Annotated in this window: 13 protein-coding genes; all 13 read right to left on the bottom strand. The window is 63.2% G+C overall.

Translation table 11 applies throughout. The features are described from left to right. Nucleotides 1–2 precede the first annotated feature (2 nt). Nucleotides 3–824: a tryptophan synthase subunit alpha gene (gene trpA, locus AC3WW4_RS06735; protein WP_488829699.1), complete on the bottom strand. Its 822-nt coding sequence runs from the start codon at nt 822–824 to the stop codon at nt 3–5. Nucleotides 825–829: 5 nt separating this feature from the next. Then, on the bottom strand, nt 830–2,077 hold the full coding sequence (trpB, locus tag AC3WW4_RS06730) for a tryptophan synthase subunit beta (protein ID WP_488827606.1): 1,248 nt from the start codon (nt 2,075–2,077) through the stop codon (nt 830–832). A gap of 58 nt (nt 2,078–2,135) precedes the next feature. Continuing rightward, complete coding sequence (locus AC3WW4_RS06725) at nt 2,136–2,792, bottom strand: phosphoribosylanthranilate isomerase (RefSeq protein WP_488827605.1); 657 nt, start codon at nt 2,790–2,792, stop codon at nt 2,136–2,138. 98 nt (nt 2,793–2,890) lie between these two features. Continuing rightward, nucleotides 2,891–3,769: a tRNA pseudouridine(38-40) synthase TruA gene (gene truA / locus AC3WW4_RS06720; protein ID WP_488827603.1), complete on the bottom strand. Its 879-nt coding sequence runs from the start codon at nt 3,767–3,769 to the stop codon at nt 2,891–2,893. Between the two features lie 6 nt (nt 3,770–3,775). After that, nucleotides 3,776–6,283, bottom strand: a complete 2,508-nt coding sequence (locus tag AC3WW4_RS06715) for a motility hub landmark protein FimV (RefSeq protein ID WP_488827601.1) — start codon at nt 6,281–6,283, stop codon at nt 3,776–3,778. 410 nt (nt 6,284–6,693) lie between these two features. Continuing rightward, nucleotides 6,694–7,827, bottom strand: a complete 1,134-nt coding sequence (gene asd / locus AC3WW4_RS06710) for an aspartate-semialdehyde dehydrogenase (protein ID WP_488827599.1) — start codon at nt 7,825–7,827, stop codon at nt 6,694–6,696. Between the two features lie 44 nt (nt 7,828–7,871). Next, nucleotides 7,872–8,951 (bottom strand): 3-isopropylmalate dehydrogenase, encoded by a 1,080-nt coding sequence (leuB, locus tag AC3WW4_RS06705; protein ID WP_300156146.1) that lies wholly within the window; start codon nt 8,949–8,951, stop codon nt 7,872–7,874. A gap of 32 nt (nt 8,952–8,983) precedes the next feature. After that, nucleotides 8,984–9,631 carry a 3-isopropylmalate dehydratase small subunit gene (gene leuD / locus AC3WW4_RS06700; protein ID WP_488827597.1) on the bottom strand — a complete coding sequence of 216 codons (648 nt, stop codon included), beginning with the start codon at nt 9,629–9,631 and terminating at the stop codon, nt 8,984–8,986. Nucleotides 9,632–9,640: 9 nt separating this feature from the next. Further along, nucleotides 9,641–9,769: an entericidin A/B family lipoprotein gene (locus tag AC3WW4_RS06695; RefSeq protein ID WP_488827596.1), complete on the bottom strand. Its 129-nt coding sequence runs from the start codon at nt 9,767–9,769 to the stop codon at nt 9,641–9,643. A gap of 37 nt (nt 9,770–9,806) precedes the next feature. Continuing rightward, nucleotides 9,807–11,216: a 3-isopropylmalate dehydratase large subunit gene (gene leuC / locus AC3WW4_RS06690; RefSeq protein WP_488827595.1), complete on the bottom strand. Its 1,410-nt coding sequence runs from the start codon at nt 11,214–11,216 to the stop codon at nt 9,807–9,809. 195 nt (nt 11,217–11,411) lie between these two features. After that, a complete protein-coding gene (gene gltA / locus AC3WW4_RS06685) occupies nt 11,412–12,722 on the bottom strand; it encodes a citrate synthase (RefSeq protein WP_488827594.1) in 1,311 nt (436 codons plus the stop codon). Nucleotides 12,723–12,842: 120 nt separating this feature from the next. Then, nucleotides 12,843–13,133 carry a succinate dehydrogenase assembly factor 2 gene (locus AC3WW4_RS06680; protein WP_488827593.1) on the bottom strand — a complete coding sequence of 97 codons (291 nt, stop codon included), beginning with the start codon at nt 13,131–13,133 and terminating at the stop codon, nt 12,843–12,845. A 50-nt stretch (nt 13,134–13,183) separates the two neighbouring features. Then, nucleotides 13,184–13,891, bottom strand: a complete 708-nt coding sequence (locus AC3WW4_RS06675; protein ID WP_488827592.1) for a succinate dehydrogenase iron-sulfur subunit — start codon at nt 13,889–13,891, stop codon at nt 13,184–13,186. Nucleotides 13,892–13,895 lie beyond the last annotated feature (4 nt).

Genomic DNA, 13,895 nt, shown 5'->3' with positions numbered 1-13,895 from the left:
GCTCAGGCTCCTTTCAAGGAATCGAGGGCCGCACGGATCTCGGCAATGAAATCGCGTCCAGCAGCCACCACGGTATCGGGGGTCTGCGTCTCCAGCAACTGGACGATGCGCGAACCGATCACCACGGCGTCAGACACAGCGGCCACCGCCTTGGCGGTCTCTGCGTCACGGATACCAAAACCCACACCCACGGGCACGTTCACGTGCGCCTTGATGCGGGGCACCATGTCCGCCACGGCGGCCGTGTCCAGGTGCCCGGCACCGGTCACGCCCTTGAGCGACACGTAATACACATAGCCCGCCGCAATGCGACCCACAGCAGCCATGCGATCCTCGGTCGAGGTAGGGGCCAACAGGAAGATAGGTGCCAAGTCGGCTGCCTTCATCTGGGCAGCAAAGGTTTCGCACTCTTCAGGCGGGTAGTCCACCACCAGCACACCGTCCACGCCCGAGGCCTTGGCATCGCGCACGAAGCTGCCGGCACCGTGGTGCTGGTCGTAGGCTTCGATCGGGTTGGCGTAGCCCATCAGCACCACCGGCGTGGTGGCGTTGAGAGCACGGAAAGCCTTCACATCGGCCAGCACATGGGTCAGGGAAATGCCCTTGGTCAGCGCACGCTCGGCGGCCTTCTGGATCACCGGGCCATCGGCCATCGGGTCAGAAAACGGCACGCCCAGCTCGATCACGTCGGCACCGGCTTCGGCCATGGCCAGCATCAGCTCGACGGATTTTTCCGGATACGGGTCACCGGCGGTGATGAAGGGGATCAGGGCTTTGCGACCTTGCGCCTTCAGATCGGCAAAGGTCTGGTCAAGACGGGTCACGGCGCTCATGCCTGGCCTCCCTTGACGGACTGACCGCGGCAGGAGGGGCGGCAGTAGAACTCGGCCCCGGTCAGATCGGCCACGGTGCCAATGTCCTTGTCACCACGGCCTGACAGGTTGACCAGGATGTGCTGGTCGGGACGCATGGTGGCGGCCAGCTTCATGGCGTAAGCCACCGCATGGCTGGACTCCAGCGCGGGGATGATGCCCTCCGTGCGACACAGTCGATGGAAAGCCTCCAGCGCCTCCTTGTCGGTGATGCCCACGTACTCGGCTCGACCAATGTCCTTGAGGTAGGCATGTTCCGGCCCCACGCCGGGGTAGTCCAGACCCGCCGAAATCGAGTGCGTCTCGGTGATCTGGCCGTTTTCGTCCTGCAGCAGGTAGGTGCGATTGCCGTGCAGCACGCCCGGCACGCCCATTTGCAGCGACATGGAGTGCTTGCCACTGGCCGCGCCCTCACCCGCTGCTTCCACACCGATCAGACGAACGGCCTCATGCTCGATATAAGGGTAGAAAATGCCCATGGCATTGCTGCCGCCGCCCACGCAGGCGATCACCGCATCGGGCTGGCGACCAATGGCCAAGGGCATCTGCTGCAGACACTCTTCACCGATGACGGCCTGGAAATCGCGCACCATGGCCGGATACGGATGCGGACCGGCCACCGTCCCGATGATGTAGAACGTGTTCTCGACGTTGGTCACCCAGTCGCGCATGGCTTCGTTGAGCGCGTCTTTCAGCGTCTTGCTGCCGGACTCGACCGGCACCACCTTGGCACCCAGCAGGTGCATGCGGTAGACGTTGGGGGACTGACGCTTGACGTCTTCCGCGCCCATGTAGACCACGCACTCCATGCCATAGCGGGCGCAGATGGTGGCCGTGGCCACCCCGTGCTGGCCGGCACCGGTTTCAGCGATGACACGGGGCTTGCCCATGCGCTTGGCCAGCAAGGCCTGACCGATGGTGTTGTTGATCTTGTGCGCGCCCGTGTGGTTGAGGTCTTCGCGCTTGAGGTGAATCTGCGCGCCACCCAGTTCACGGCTCAGTCGATCAGCGTGATAAATGGGGCTGGGACGGCCCACGAAGTTGGCCAGTTCACGGCGGAACTCGGCCTTGAAGGCATCGTCATGGCGATAGTGCTCGTACACATCCTTGAGCTCGTTGAGCGCATGGATCAGTGTCTCGGACACAAAGGTGCCGCCATAAGGGCCAAAGTGGCCGCGGGCGTCGGGCTGTTGATAATTCAGCATGTCACTCTCAAAGAACTCACCATGCGGAAAACCGGGGTCGCCCCAGGTCTTTCCGCGCTCATGCGGCTTCGGCACATGACCGATCGGCCTCCCGCACGGCCTGACAGAACTGGCGCATCAGCCCGGCGTCCTTGAGGCCCTTGCCAACCTCGACTCCCGAACTGACATCCACGGCCCACGGCCGCACCGCCCTCACCCCTTCCGCGACATTGCCCGGGTGCAAACCACCCGAGAGGATCATGGGCCGTGAGAGCTGACGCGGCAGCAAAGACCAATCAAATACCTGCCCGCCCCCACCATAGCCCTCAACATGGGCATCGACCAACATGGCCTGTGCGGAAGTGAACGACAGGGTGAAGTCTAACAAATCGAAACCGGGTGCCATGCGCGCGGCACGGACATAGGGCCGCCCCACCGCTTCGCACTGGGCGGGCGTCTCGTCACCGTGGAACTGCAGCAAGGCATGGGGCACGGCCTCCAGAGCCGCCTGCACCAGCGAAGGCGACGCATTCACCAGCAACACCACCGGCGTCACGAAGGGCGGCAGACGGCGGGCCAGCACCCCGGCGCGCACGGCATCCACGTGGCGGGGGCTTTTCTCATACAGCACCAGACCAATGGCATCGGCGCCCGCCTCAACGGCGGCATCAACATCGGCCTCGCGGGTCAAGCCACAAATCTTGATGCGCGTGCGGTGGACAGAAGAAGGAGACATCCAGAAAGCATGGGCCTGTCACGGCCCGCCAGCTTCGAAGTCTGGATTGTCGCAAAAAAGCGTTCCGACGCCCAGCCCTTGTCCGCAAACCCGGGCGATCAGACCGGCAACCAGTCCATGCCCGGCACGTGCTCGGGCAAGCACCACACAGGATCGTAGCGAGGGCCCATGAAATACAAGCCGTCGGCCGAGAAAGTCGGGGCCGCCACCTTGCGATCCCGGGCCTCGCGCACCCCCCTTACCCAGTCAGGCGTTTGGACGCCCGTGCCCACCATGATGAGACAGCCCATGATGTTGCGGATCATGTGGTGCAAAAAGGCCTGCCCCTCGAAATCGAAACGCCAATAGGCCGACGCCCCGCTCGGCACCGTGCAACGCCGGATCTGAATGTCGCGCAGGTGCTTGACCGGCGTGGGGGACTGGCACATGGACGAGCGAAACGAGCTGAAATCGTGCTCACCAATCAGGTGAGCCGCCGCCGCCTGCATGGCCGACAGATCAAGCGGGCGAAACACCCAGCCCACGCGACCCGCCTCCAGCGCCGGACGCACCGGCGCCTCCAGCACGATGTAGGTGTAGCGCCGCCCACGGGCGCTGTTGCGGGCATGGAAATCCGCAGACACCTCGACCGCCCACTGCACCGACACATCTGACGGCAGAAAGGTATTGGTGCCGCGCACCCACGAAAATGGCTCGCGAAAGAGGTCCGTATCGAGGTGCACCACCTGATTGATGCCATGCACGCCCGCATCCGTGCGGCCTGCACACATTACCTTGATGGGGCGCACGGCGAACTTCGCGAGCGCCGCCTCCAGCACATCCTGGACCGTGCCCCCGCCGGGCTGGCTTTGCCAGCCCTTGTAAGCCGATCCCAGGTAAGAAACGCCAAGGGCGACCCGGCGGGTCGCCCCTGTCAGCTCAGGGCTGTCAGCGGCAGGTAGCGCACTGGCGCCGCCTGCCGAGATCACATCAGACATGACGCATCAACCCAGACTGTCCAGCATGGTTTGGGCGCGGCTCTTCAGACTGCCGTCTTGCGCGTTGTCGACGACTTCCTGCAGCAACTCGCGGGCACCATCGACGTCACCGATCTGGCGGAACTCCTGAGCCAGATCAAACTTGCGGGCCATCGGGTCAGCACTCAGAGGCACATCGGCCAGAGGCAACTGGTCCAGCTCCTCGTCGGTGACCAAAGCCGATTTGGCGGGCGCAGGCGCATCCAGATCCAGGGTGATGTCACCCAGATCGAAAGGCATGCTGCCCGAGGGCGTCGGCTCGCTCACCGGGGCCGGCGAAGGCGCTGCGGCCACGGTTGGCACCTGAGGCAGGTCCTCGATCGACAGATCGAAATCGAGGTCACCCTTGTCAGCCGGGGCAACGGTTTGCGCGATCTCGCCGCTGGGCAAGGAGTCCAGATCGGGCAACTCCAGGTCAGCCAGGTGGTCGCCGTTCTGAACCTGCGGCGAAACCGAGTCCGACACACCATCCTGTTGCGACACTCGGCCACTGGCGTCCAGATCCAGGTCCATCAGGGCATCTTGAGACGCCGACTCGGTGTCAGCCAGGCCCGGCGCCAAAGAATGCGGCACCGTGCTCGCGCCCAGGAAATCGGTGGTGGGCGCTTGACCACCCACCGCGCCAGGCTGGCCGCCCGGCTGGTACAGCGGATTTTCGGGATCGATGCTCAGCCCTAGCTCCTGGGTCTTGAGCCATTCTTCGCCCGCACCATTCGTCAGGCCGAACAGCTGCGTGGCCAGCGACTCATAACCCTTGGTGTCACGGCGCTTGGCATACACCTCCAGCAGCTTCACACGCACCGCCAGGCGATCAGGGGTGCTGCGCAGGGCCTCCTTGAGGATTTCCTCAGCCTGCAGGTCACGGCCATAGGCCAGGTACACATCGGCTTCTGCCACAGGATCGACGTCACCGATGGCATCCAGCTGGCTGAGCGAATAGCTCATGGACGATGGGCCTGCCGTGGCGTCGCGGGTGTCCACGCGCTGCCCACCACTGGCACCAAAGAAGGAGTCGGGTTGCAGGCGGCTTTCCAGGAAGGAGGTCTCGCCCGTGTCGGCGCGCCGGCGCGAACGCAGGAACATGGCGGCGCCGGCGAGCAATGCCAAGCCGGCTCCGCCCGCAGCCAACCACATCGGGTTGAGTGACGCGAGGAAGCCAGGCTCCTCCGCAGCGGCCACGGGCGCCACCGGCACAGACGGCTGCGACGCAACGGGCACGGGAGCCACGACCGCCGATGCGGCCTCGGCCACGGACGCCACCTCAGACGCGGCGCTGGCGACGATCTCGGCGGCACTGGCTGCCACGTCCACGGCGCTGGCAGCTGCCGACGCCACAGCCGAAGCGGCCACAGCCGGCACCACCACCTGGGAGGCCACCACAGCAGGCAGCACGGGTGCGACCGGCTTGCTGGCCGCCGCCACGGTGGCCGCTTGCTCCTTGAGCTTGCGCAACTCATCGAGGTTCTTGGACAACTCGGCCACACGGGTGGTGCTGTCCTGCGTCGCACGCGCCTTGGCCAGGCGATCTTCGGCCGCCGAAGCCGCCGAGCTCACCGACCCCTTGCTCAGGGTGAGCTTGTCGGGGGTGGGCGCTGCAGCCTGTTTGCGGTCTTGCACCTCGGCCTCGACCTTGCCCTTGGCCTGACGCTGGGTTTGCGTCGTGGCCTCGACACCGACGGCACCGGCAAGTCGCTGACGATAGGTGGAGAAATCGGCGCTCTGAGCCACGATGAACTGGCGTGCCTCGGTCGGCGTCACCGCTTTCAACTGCTGCTCGGAAGGCAGGGTCAGCACGGCGCCGGAGCGCAGGCGGTTCATGTTGTCGCCCTGGAAGGCGCCCGGGTTCTGACGGTACAAACCGACCAGCATCTGGTCAAGGGACACACCATTGGGCAGATTCCGGCTGGCAATGCTCGACAGCGTGTCGCCACGACGCACCGCCACCGAGTCCTTCTCAGCGGTCGACTTGGCCACTGGCGCAGGACGCGGCGCAGCCGGCGTCGGCTTGGCCACAGGTGCCTGCGCGTCAGACTGAGGCACTGCAGCCGGACGAGACGGCTTGAGGGCCGGTGAGGTGGTCGCCACGGGCGGCACACCCATCACGGGGGCAGCGGGCTGAGCCACCGAGCGCATGGACGGCGGATCGAACAGCAAGGTGTATTCGCGCACCAAGCGTCCGGCCGACCAACCCAGATCCAGGATCACGTCCACGAACGGCTCCTGCACCGGGCGATCGCTGGCGATGCGGAGATAGGGGCGGCCATCGGCGCGACGCTGCAGGACGATGGTCGCCCCTGACAACACCGCGTTGTAATCCACCCCCGCAGCACGGTAGGTCTCGGGCGAGGCCACGCGAACCTGCAGGGTCGAGCTCTCTTCAGGATTGAGGCTCGTGATGTCGATTTCGGCGCGCAATGCCTCGCCCAAGGCCGACTTGACGCTCAGTTTGCCAAGGCCCAAGGCCGAAGCAGACATCGGCAAGGCAGACAGAACTGCAACAGCGGCTGCCACAGCAACCCGATTCAGGGCGAAACGCCCCGCGGACAACGAATGATCTTTCAAGGCGTCTCCCAACTCGTCACGCGGCGGTCTGGTGACCTCGGAGGTATCCGGACCTGAACGAGGTCCCAAGATACATCACACCTGCGGACTGTACGCAGCGAAAACACAATAGCAGCATGCACATATCGTGACAAGCTCATGCAAATACTGATCGCGCTGTATCTCACAGGGTTACCCAGATATCTGCGCGAATTTCAGTGTCCAAATTGTCGCCGGGTCACAACAGGGTTTTCTCGCCGCCTTGTGACAAAACGTTTCCACGACCAGGAAAACCCAAGAAAAACGGGGCCCGCAGGCCCCGTGTGATCTCGATGCGACAGTGATCAGCGATCAAGCAGAATGCGCAGCATGCGGCGCAGAGGCTCGGCAGCACCCCACAGCAACTGGTCGCCAATGGTGAAGGCGCCCACATATTCCGGGCCCATGGCCAGCTTACGGATGCGACCCACCGGAATCGTCAGCGTACCCGTCACAGCCACGGGGGTCAGATCCTTGATGGTGGCCTCGCGGGTGTTGGGCACCACCTTGGCCCAGGGGTTGTCGGCCGCGATCATGGCCTCGATCTCCTCAACCGGCACGTCCTTCTTGAGCTTGAAGGTCAGGGCCTGGCTGTGGCAGCGCATGGCGCCGATGCGCACGCAGAAACCGTCCACCGGCACGGCGGGCGTACCAAACCCTTCGCCTTGACCCAGGATCTTGTTGGTTTCGGCCATGCCCTTCCACTCCTCCTTGGACTGGCCATTGCCCAGATCCTTGTCGATCCAGGGGATGAGCGAGCCACCCAACGGCGCGCCAAAGTTGGCGGTCTCGGCAGCGGTCAGGGCGCGTTGCTTGGTGATGATCTTGCGATCGATCTCCAGGATGGCGCTCTTGGGGTCGTCCAACAAGGACTTGACCTCGGCGTTCAGTGTGCCGAACTGAGTCAGCAGTTCACGCATGTGCTGGGCGCCGCCTCCGGATGCTGCCTGGTAGGTCTGGGTGGACATCCACTCGACCAGGCCGGCCTTGTACAGGGCGCCCACACCGATCAGCATGCAGCTAACGGTGCAGTTGCCGCCGACCCAGTTCTTGCCGCCGTGGGCCAGGCTGTTCTGGATCACGGGCATGTTGACCGGGTCCAGCACGATGACGGCATCGTCCTGCATGCGCAGCGTGGAAGCGGCGTCGACCCAGTGGCCATTCCAGCCCGTGGCGCGCAGCTTGCCGAACACCTCGGTGGTGTAGTCACCGCCCTGCGCGGTGACGATGATGTCGCAGCGCTTGAGTTCGTTGATGTCGTAGGCGTCCTTGAGCGTCTTCTCGTTCTTGGCCACGGACGGTGCGGCACCGCCTGCGTTCGAAGTCGAAAAGAACAGGGGCTCGAAGTGATCGAAGTCACCTTCGGCCTGCATGCGGTCCATCAGGACGGAGCCGACCATGCCGCGCCAGCCCACCAAACCAACCAGAGTCGTAGCCATGTTTCTATCCTCTTTTACTGAATCTGTGACGACCGGCGCGAGGCTCAGCCTTGTGCCTTGAGCGCCGCGACCACGGCCTCGCCCATCTGGGCCGTGCCGACCTTCTGCGTGCCTTCGCTGAAGATGTCGGGCGTGCGCAAGCCTTGCTCCAGCACGCTCTGCACAGCACGCTCGATGCGGCTGGCGGCCTCTTCCTGGTTCAGGCTGAAGCGCAGCATCATGGCGGCGCTCAGGATGGTGGCCAGGGGGTTGGCAACGCCCTTGCCGGCGATGTCGGGGGCCGAACCGTGGCTGGGCTCGTACAGGCCCTGCCCCTTGGCGTTCAGCGAGGCCGAAGGCAGCATGCCGATCGAGCCGGTCAGCATGGCGGCCGCATCGGACAGAATGTCACCAAACAGGTTGCCGGTAAAGAGCACGTCGAACTTCTTGGGCGCCTTGACCAGTTGCATCGCGGCGTTGTCCACGTACATGTGGTCCAGCTCGATGTCGGGGTACTGGGCATGCACCTCGGTGACGACGTCCTTCCAGAACTGGAAGGTTTCCAGTACGTTGGCCTTGTCCACACTGGTGACGCGCTTGTTGCGCTTGCGCGCAGCCTGGAAGGCCACGTGGGCGATGCGCTCGATTTCCGGGCGCGTGTAGCGCATGGTGTCGAAGCCCTCTTCCGCCCCCTTGAACTCACCATCGGGCGCCACACGGCGACCCCGCGGCTGACCGAAGTACACGTCGCCGGTCAGCTCGCGGATGATGAGGATGTCCAGGCCGGCCACCAGTTCGGGCTTGAGGCTGGAGGCATGGGTCAGCTGTGGGTAGCAGATGGCCGGACGGAAGTTGGCGAACAGGCCCATGTTCTTGCGCAGGCCCAGGATGGCCTGCTCAGGACGCAGATGGCGCTCGAGCTTGTCGTACTTCCAGTCACCCACGGCGCCGAACAGCACGGCGTCGGATTCCATGGCCAGTTTCAGGGTGTGCTCGGGCAGCGGATGACCGTGGGCGTCGAAGGCGGCGCCCCCGACCTTGGCCTCGTCCATCTGCAAGGGCAGGTCCAGGACCTGGAGCACCTTCACCGCCTCGGCGACGATCTCGGAACCGATGCCGTCACCCGGCAGCACTGCAATCTTCATGACCATGTTGGAATCTCAGCGGGAAAAGGAAATCAGACGATGCGGTTGTTCAACCAGGGCTTTTGCGCCAGACGCTCGGCTTCGAAGGCCTTGATCTTGTCGGCATGCTGCAGAGTCAGGCCGATGTCATCGAAGCCATTGAGCAGGCAGTACTTGCGGAAGGGCTGCACGTCAAACGCGAGCTCGGTGCCATCGGGCTTGACCACCACCTGACGCTCCAGGTCGATCGTGAGCTGGTAGCCGGGGAAGGCCGCCACTTCGTTGAACAACTGGTCCACCTGCAACTCGCTCAGCTGAATCGGCAGCAGGCCGTTCTTGAAGCTGTTGTTAAAGAAGATGTCGGCAAAGCTGGGGGCGATGATGGCGCGAAAGCCATACTGGTCGAGCGCCCAGGGCGCGTGCTCACGGCTGGAGCCACAACCGAAGTTCTTGCGGGCCAGCAGCACCGACGCACCTTGGTAGCGCGGCTGGTTCAGCACGAAATCGGGGTTGGGCTTGCGGGTGGCCGGATCCTGGCCGGGCTCGCCCGCGTCCAGATAACGCCATTCATCGAACAGGTTGGGGCCGAAGCCCGTGCGCTTGATCGACTTCAGGAACTGCTTCGGGATGATCGCGTCAGTGTCGACGTTTTCCCGGTCCATGGGGGCCACGAGCCCCTTGTGAATGCGGAATGCTTGCATGGTGTGTGCTTACTTGGCTGCGCCAGAGATGACCGAACCGGCCTTTTCAATGTCCTGCCCCAGGCCGTGCACCGTGTTGCAGGCCGACAGGCCGAGCACGGACAAAGCCACCAGTGCGGAAACAATCAGACGTGTCATGTGCGGACTCTCTTGTGACTCAGACGGTTGACAGGGTTCAGGCGATGCGGCGAACGTCCACGAAGTGGCCATTCATGGCAGCGGCAGCGGCCATGGCGGGGCTGACCAGGTGGGTGCGACCACCAGCGCCTTGACGGCCTTCGAAGTTGCGGTTGCTGGTGGAGGCGCAACGCTCACCCGGCTCCAGACGGTCGGCGTTCATGGCCAGACACATGGAGCAACCCGGCTCACGCCATTCGAAACCGGCGGCCTTGAAGATCTGGTCGAGACCTTCACGCTCGGCCTGCTCCTTGACCAGGCCCGAACCGGGCACGACCATGGCCAGCTTCACGTTCGACGCGATGCGTCCACCGATCTTCTTGACCACGGCGGCCGCTTCACGCATGTCTTCGATGCGGCTGTTGGTGCACGAACCAATGAAGACCTTGTCGATGTGGATGTCGCTGATGGCCTTGTTGGGCTCCAGCGCCATGTACTGCAGCGCACGCTCCATGGCCGAACGCTTGACCGCATCCTTTTCCTTGTCGGGATCAGGCACGCGGTCGTCGATGGACAGCACCATCTCGGGCGAGGTGCCCCAGCTGACCTGCGGCTTGATCTGTGCGGCATCCAGCTCGACCACGGTGTCGAACACGGCATCGGTGTCGGAGTGCAGCGTGCGCCAGTAGGCAATCGCCTGCTCCAGCTCGACACCCTTGGGGCTGAACGGGCGGTTCTGCACATAGTTGATGGTGGTGTCGTCCACCGCCACCAGACCGGCGCGCGCGCCCGCCTCGATGGCCATGTTGCAGATGGTCATGCGGCCTTCCATGCTCAAGGCACGGATAGCGCTGCCTGCGAACTCGATGGTGTAGCCGGTGCCGCCAGCGGTGCCGATCTTGCCGATGATGGCCAGCACGATGTCTTTGCCAGAACAACCCTTGGGCAGCGTGCCCTCGACCTTGATCAGCATGTTCTTGGCCTTCTTGGCCAGCAGCGTCTGCGTGGCGAGCACGTGCTCGACTTCCGAGGTGCCGATGCCGTGTGCCAAGGCTCCGAAAGCGCCATGGGTGGAGGTGTGGCTGTCGCCGCACACCACGGTCATGCCGGGCAGCGTGGCGCCCTGCTCCGGGCCGATCACGTGCACGATCCCTTGGCGCTTGTCGCCCATCTTGAACTGGGTGATGCCGACGCGGTCGCAGTTCTGGTCGAGCGTGTCAACCTGCAGCTTGGAGATCGGGTCCTTGATGCCTTCGCTGCGGTCGGTGGTGGGCACGTTGTGGTCACTCACCGCCAGGTTGGCCGACAGTCGCCACACCTTGCGGCCCGCGATGTCCAGACCTTCAAACGCCTGCGGGCTGGTGACTTCGTGCACCAGATGGCGGTCGATGTAGAGGGTGGCGGTGCCATCTTCTTCGGTGTGGACGACGTGTTCGTCCCAGATCTTGTCGTAGAGGGTGCGTCCCATGGTGCTTCTTGCGCAAAGGGCTGGTCGGCCCTGGGGTGGGGAAAGATGACGATTTTAAGGCAGGACGGGGGGAGTTACCCCATGAAAGCCGGGTGCTTTCATGGCCTGCTTGCCATTGATGGAAACAGAAAAGAAAAAACCCCGGCCAAGCCGGGGTTTCGAGAGCCTGTCAGCCGGTCAGACCGGCTGATCAGATCAACGCTGTGCCAGGGGCTTGACGTCGCGCTTTTCGGCGCCAACGAACAACTGACGGGGACGGCCGATCTTGTACTCGGGGTCGCCGATCATTTCGTTCAGCTGAGCGATCCAGCCCACGGTACGAGCCAGGGCGAAGATGGCGGTGAACAGCTGCACGGGGATGCCGATGGCGCGCTGGACGATGCCGGAGTAGAAGTCGACGTTCGGGTACAGCTTGCGCGACACGAAGTAGTCGTCTTCCAGGGCGATCTTTTCCAGTGCCATGGCCAGCTTGAACAGCGGGTCGTTTTGCAGGCCCAGCTCGTTCAGCACCTCGTGGCAGGTTTCACGCATCAACTTGGCGCGCGGGTCGTAGTTCTTGTACACGCGGTGACCAAAGCCCATCAGCTTGGTGCCGGAGTTCTTGTCCTTGACCTCGGCGATGAACTCGCCGATCTTCTCGACGCCACCCTTGCGCTGGATTTCTTCCAGCATGTTGAGGGCAGCTTCGTTGGCGCCACCGTGAGCGGGGCCCCACAGGCAGGCCACGCCAGCGGCGATGGCCGCAAACGGGTTGGTACCGGACGAACCGCACAGACGCACGGTCGAGGTGGAGGCGTTTTGCTCGTGGTCAGCGTGCAGGATGAAGATGCGGTCCATGGCGCGAACCAGGACTTCGTTGACCTTGTAGTCTTCGCAAGGCGTGGCGAACATCATGCGCATGAAGTTCTCGGTGTACGAGAGGTCGTTGCGTGGGTAGATGTAAGGCTGACCGACCGAGTACTTGTACGCCATGGCCACCAGGGTGGGCATCTTGGCGATCAGGCGGATGGCCGCGATCTGACGGTGCTCGGGGTTGTTGATGTCGGTGCTGTCGTGATAGAAGGCCGACAGGGCACCCACCAGACCGGTCATGACGGCCATCGGGTGCGCGTCACGACGGAAGCCGCGCAGGAAGAACTGCATCTGCTCGTTGACCATAGTGTGCTGGGACACCAGGTTGGAGAACTCGCCCTTTTCCTGTGCATTGGGCAGTTCGCCGTTCAGCAGCAGGTAGCAGGTTTCCAGGAAGTCACAGTTGGTGGCCAGTTGTTCGATGGGGAAACCGCGGTACAGCAGTTCGCCCTTGTCACCGTCGATGTAGGTGATCTTGGAGTTACACGAAGCAGTGGACAGGAAGCCAGGGTCGTAGGTGAACTTGCCGGTCTGGCCGTACAGCTTACGGATGTCAATCACATCCGGGCCGACAGAACCCTTGTAGATCGGCAGTTCCATACTGGGGCTGCCATCAGAAAACGACAGGGTGGCTTTCACGTCGGACGGGGTCATGAGCACTCCTAAGGGATCGGTCTTGTGTGGAAAGAAGTCTTGGACAGGGATTTCCCGAGTCCGGATTATCGGTCCTCACCGGGTTATCGACGACAGTTGGACGTCGAAAATCGGCTTGGATTACGCCTTGGCAACTCGCATCAGGGACAGCACCTGGGCGACTTCTGGTTTGAGGAGATCCCCTTCGGGCTCTTTACGAGCCAGCAGAAGATCCAGCAAATCATTGTCGGACAGCTCCATCAATTCAAGCAAGCCCTGTACCAAGGGCGTGGTCAGGTTTTCGCCGTGGCGCTCGAAAAACTTGTCAATGAACAAGTCGTTTTCGAGCAAACCCCGACGACAGCGCCAGCGGAGCCGACGCAGCACATCCGGGTCAGGCGTGAGATCAGCGGAGGCAGGAGCTTGTGTCATCGGGGCGGGCCAGGAAACGCAGACAGTTCAGGGAAGTCAGATCAACAGGATCAGACGGCGCGCTTGACCATCAATTCCTTGATCTTGCCAATGGCCTTCGTGGGGTTGAGGCCCTTTGGGCACACGTCCACGCAGTTCATGATGGTGTGGCAACGGAACAGACGGTACGGGTCTTCCAGGTTGTCCAGACGCTCGGACGTGGCCTGATCGCGGCTGTCGGCAATGAAACGGTAGGCTTGCAGCAGACCGGCGGGGCCCACGAACTTGTCGGGGTTCCACCAGAAGCTGGGGCAGCTGGTCGAGCAGCTGGCGCACAGGATGCACTCGTACAGGCCATCGAGCTCTTCACGCTCTTCGGGCGACTGCAGGCGCTCCTTGTCAGGCAGCGGCGTGTCGTTGATCAGGTAGGGCTTGATCGAGTCGTACTGCTTGAAGAACTGGGTCATGTCCACGTACAGGTCGCGGATGACCGGCAGACCCGGCAGCGGCTTGAGCACGATGGTTTGGGGCAGCGTGCGCATGTTGGTCAGGCAGGCCAGACCGTTCTTGCCGTTGATGTTCATCGCGTCGGAACCGCACACGCCTTCACGGCAGGAGCGGCGGAACGAGATGGTGGGGTCGACCTTCTTCAGCTTGACCAGGGCGTCCAGCAGCATGCGTTCGTTGCCTTCGAGTTCGATCTCGATGGTCTGCATGTAAGGCTTGGCGTCCTTATCAGGATCGTAGCGGTAGATCTGGAAAGTGCGCTTTTGGCTCATGATG

Source organism: Aquabacterium sp. TM01 (assembly GCF_057808345.1).
The sequence above is the reverse complement of the archived record's forward strand: the minus strand, read 5'-3'. Positions and strand labels throughout refer to the sequence as shown.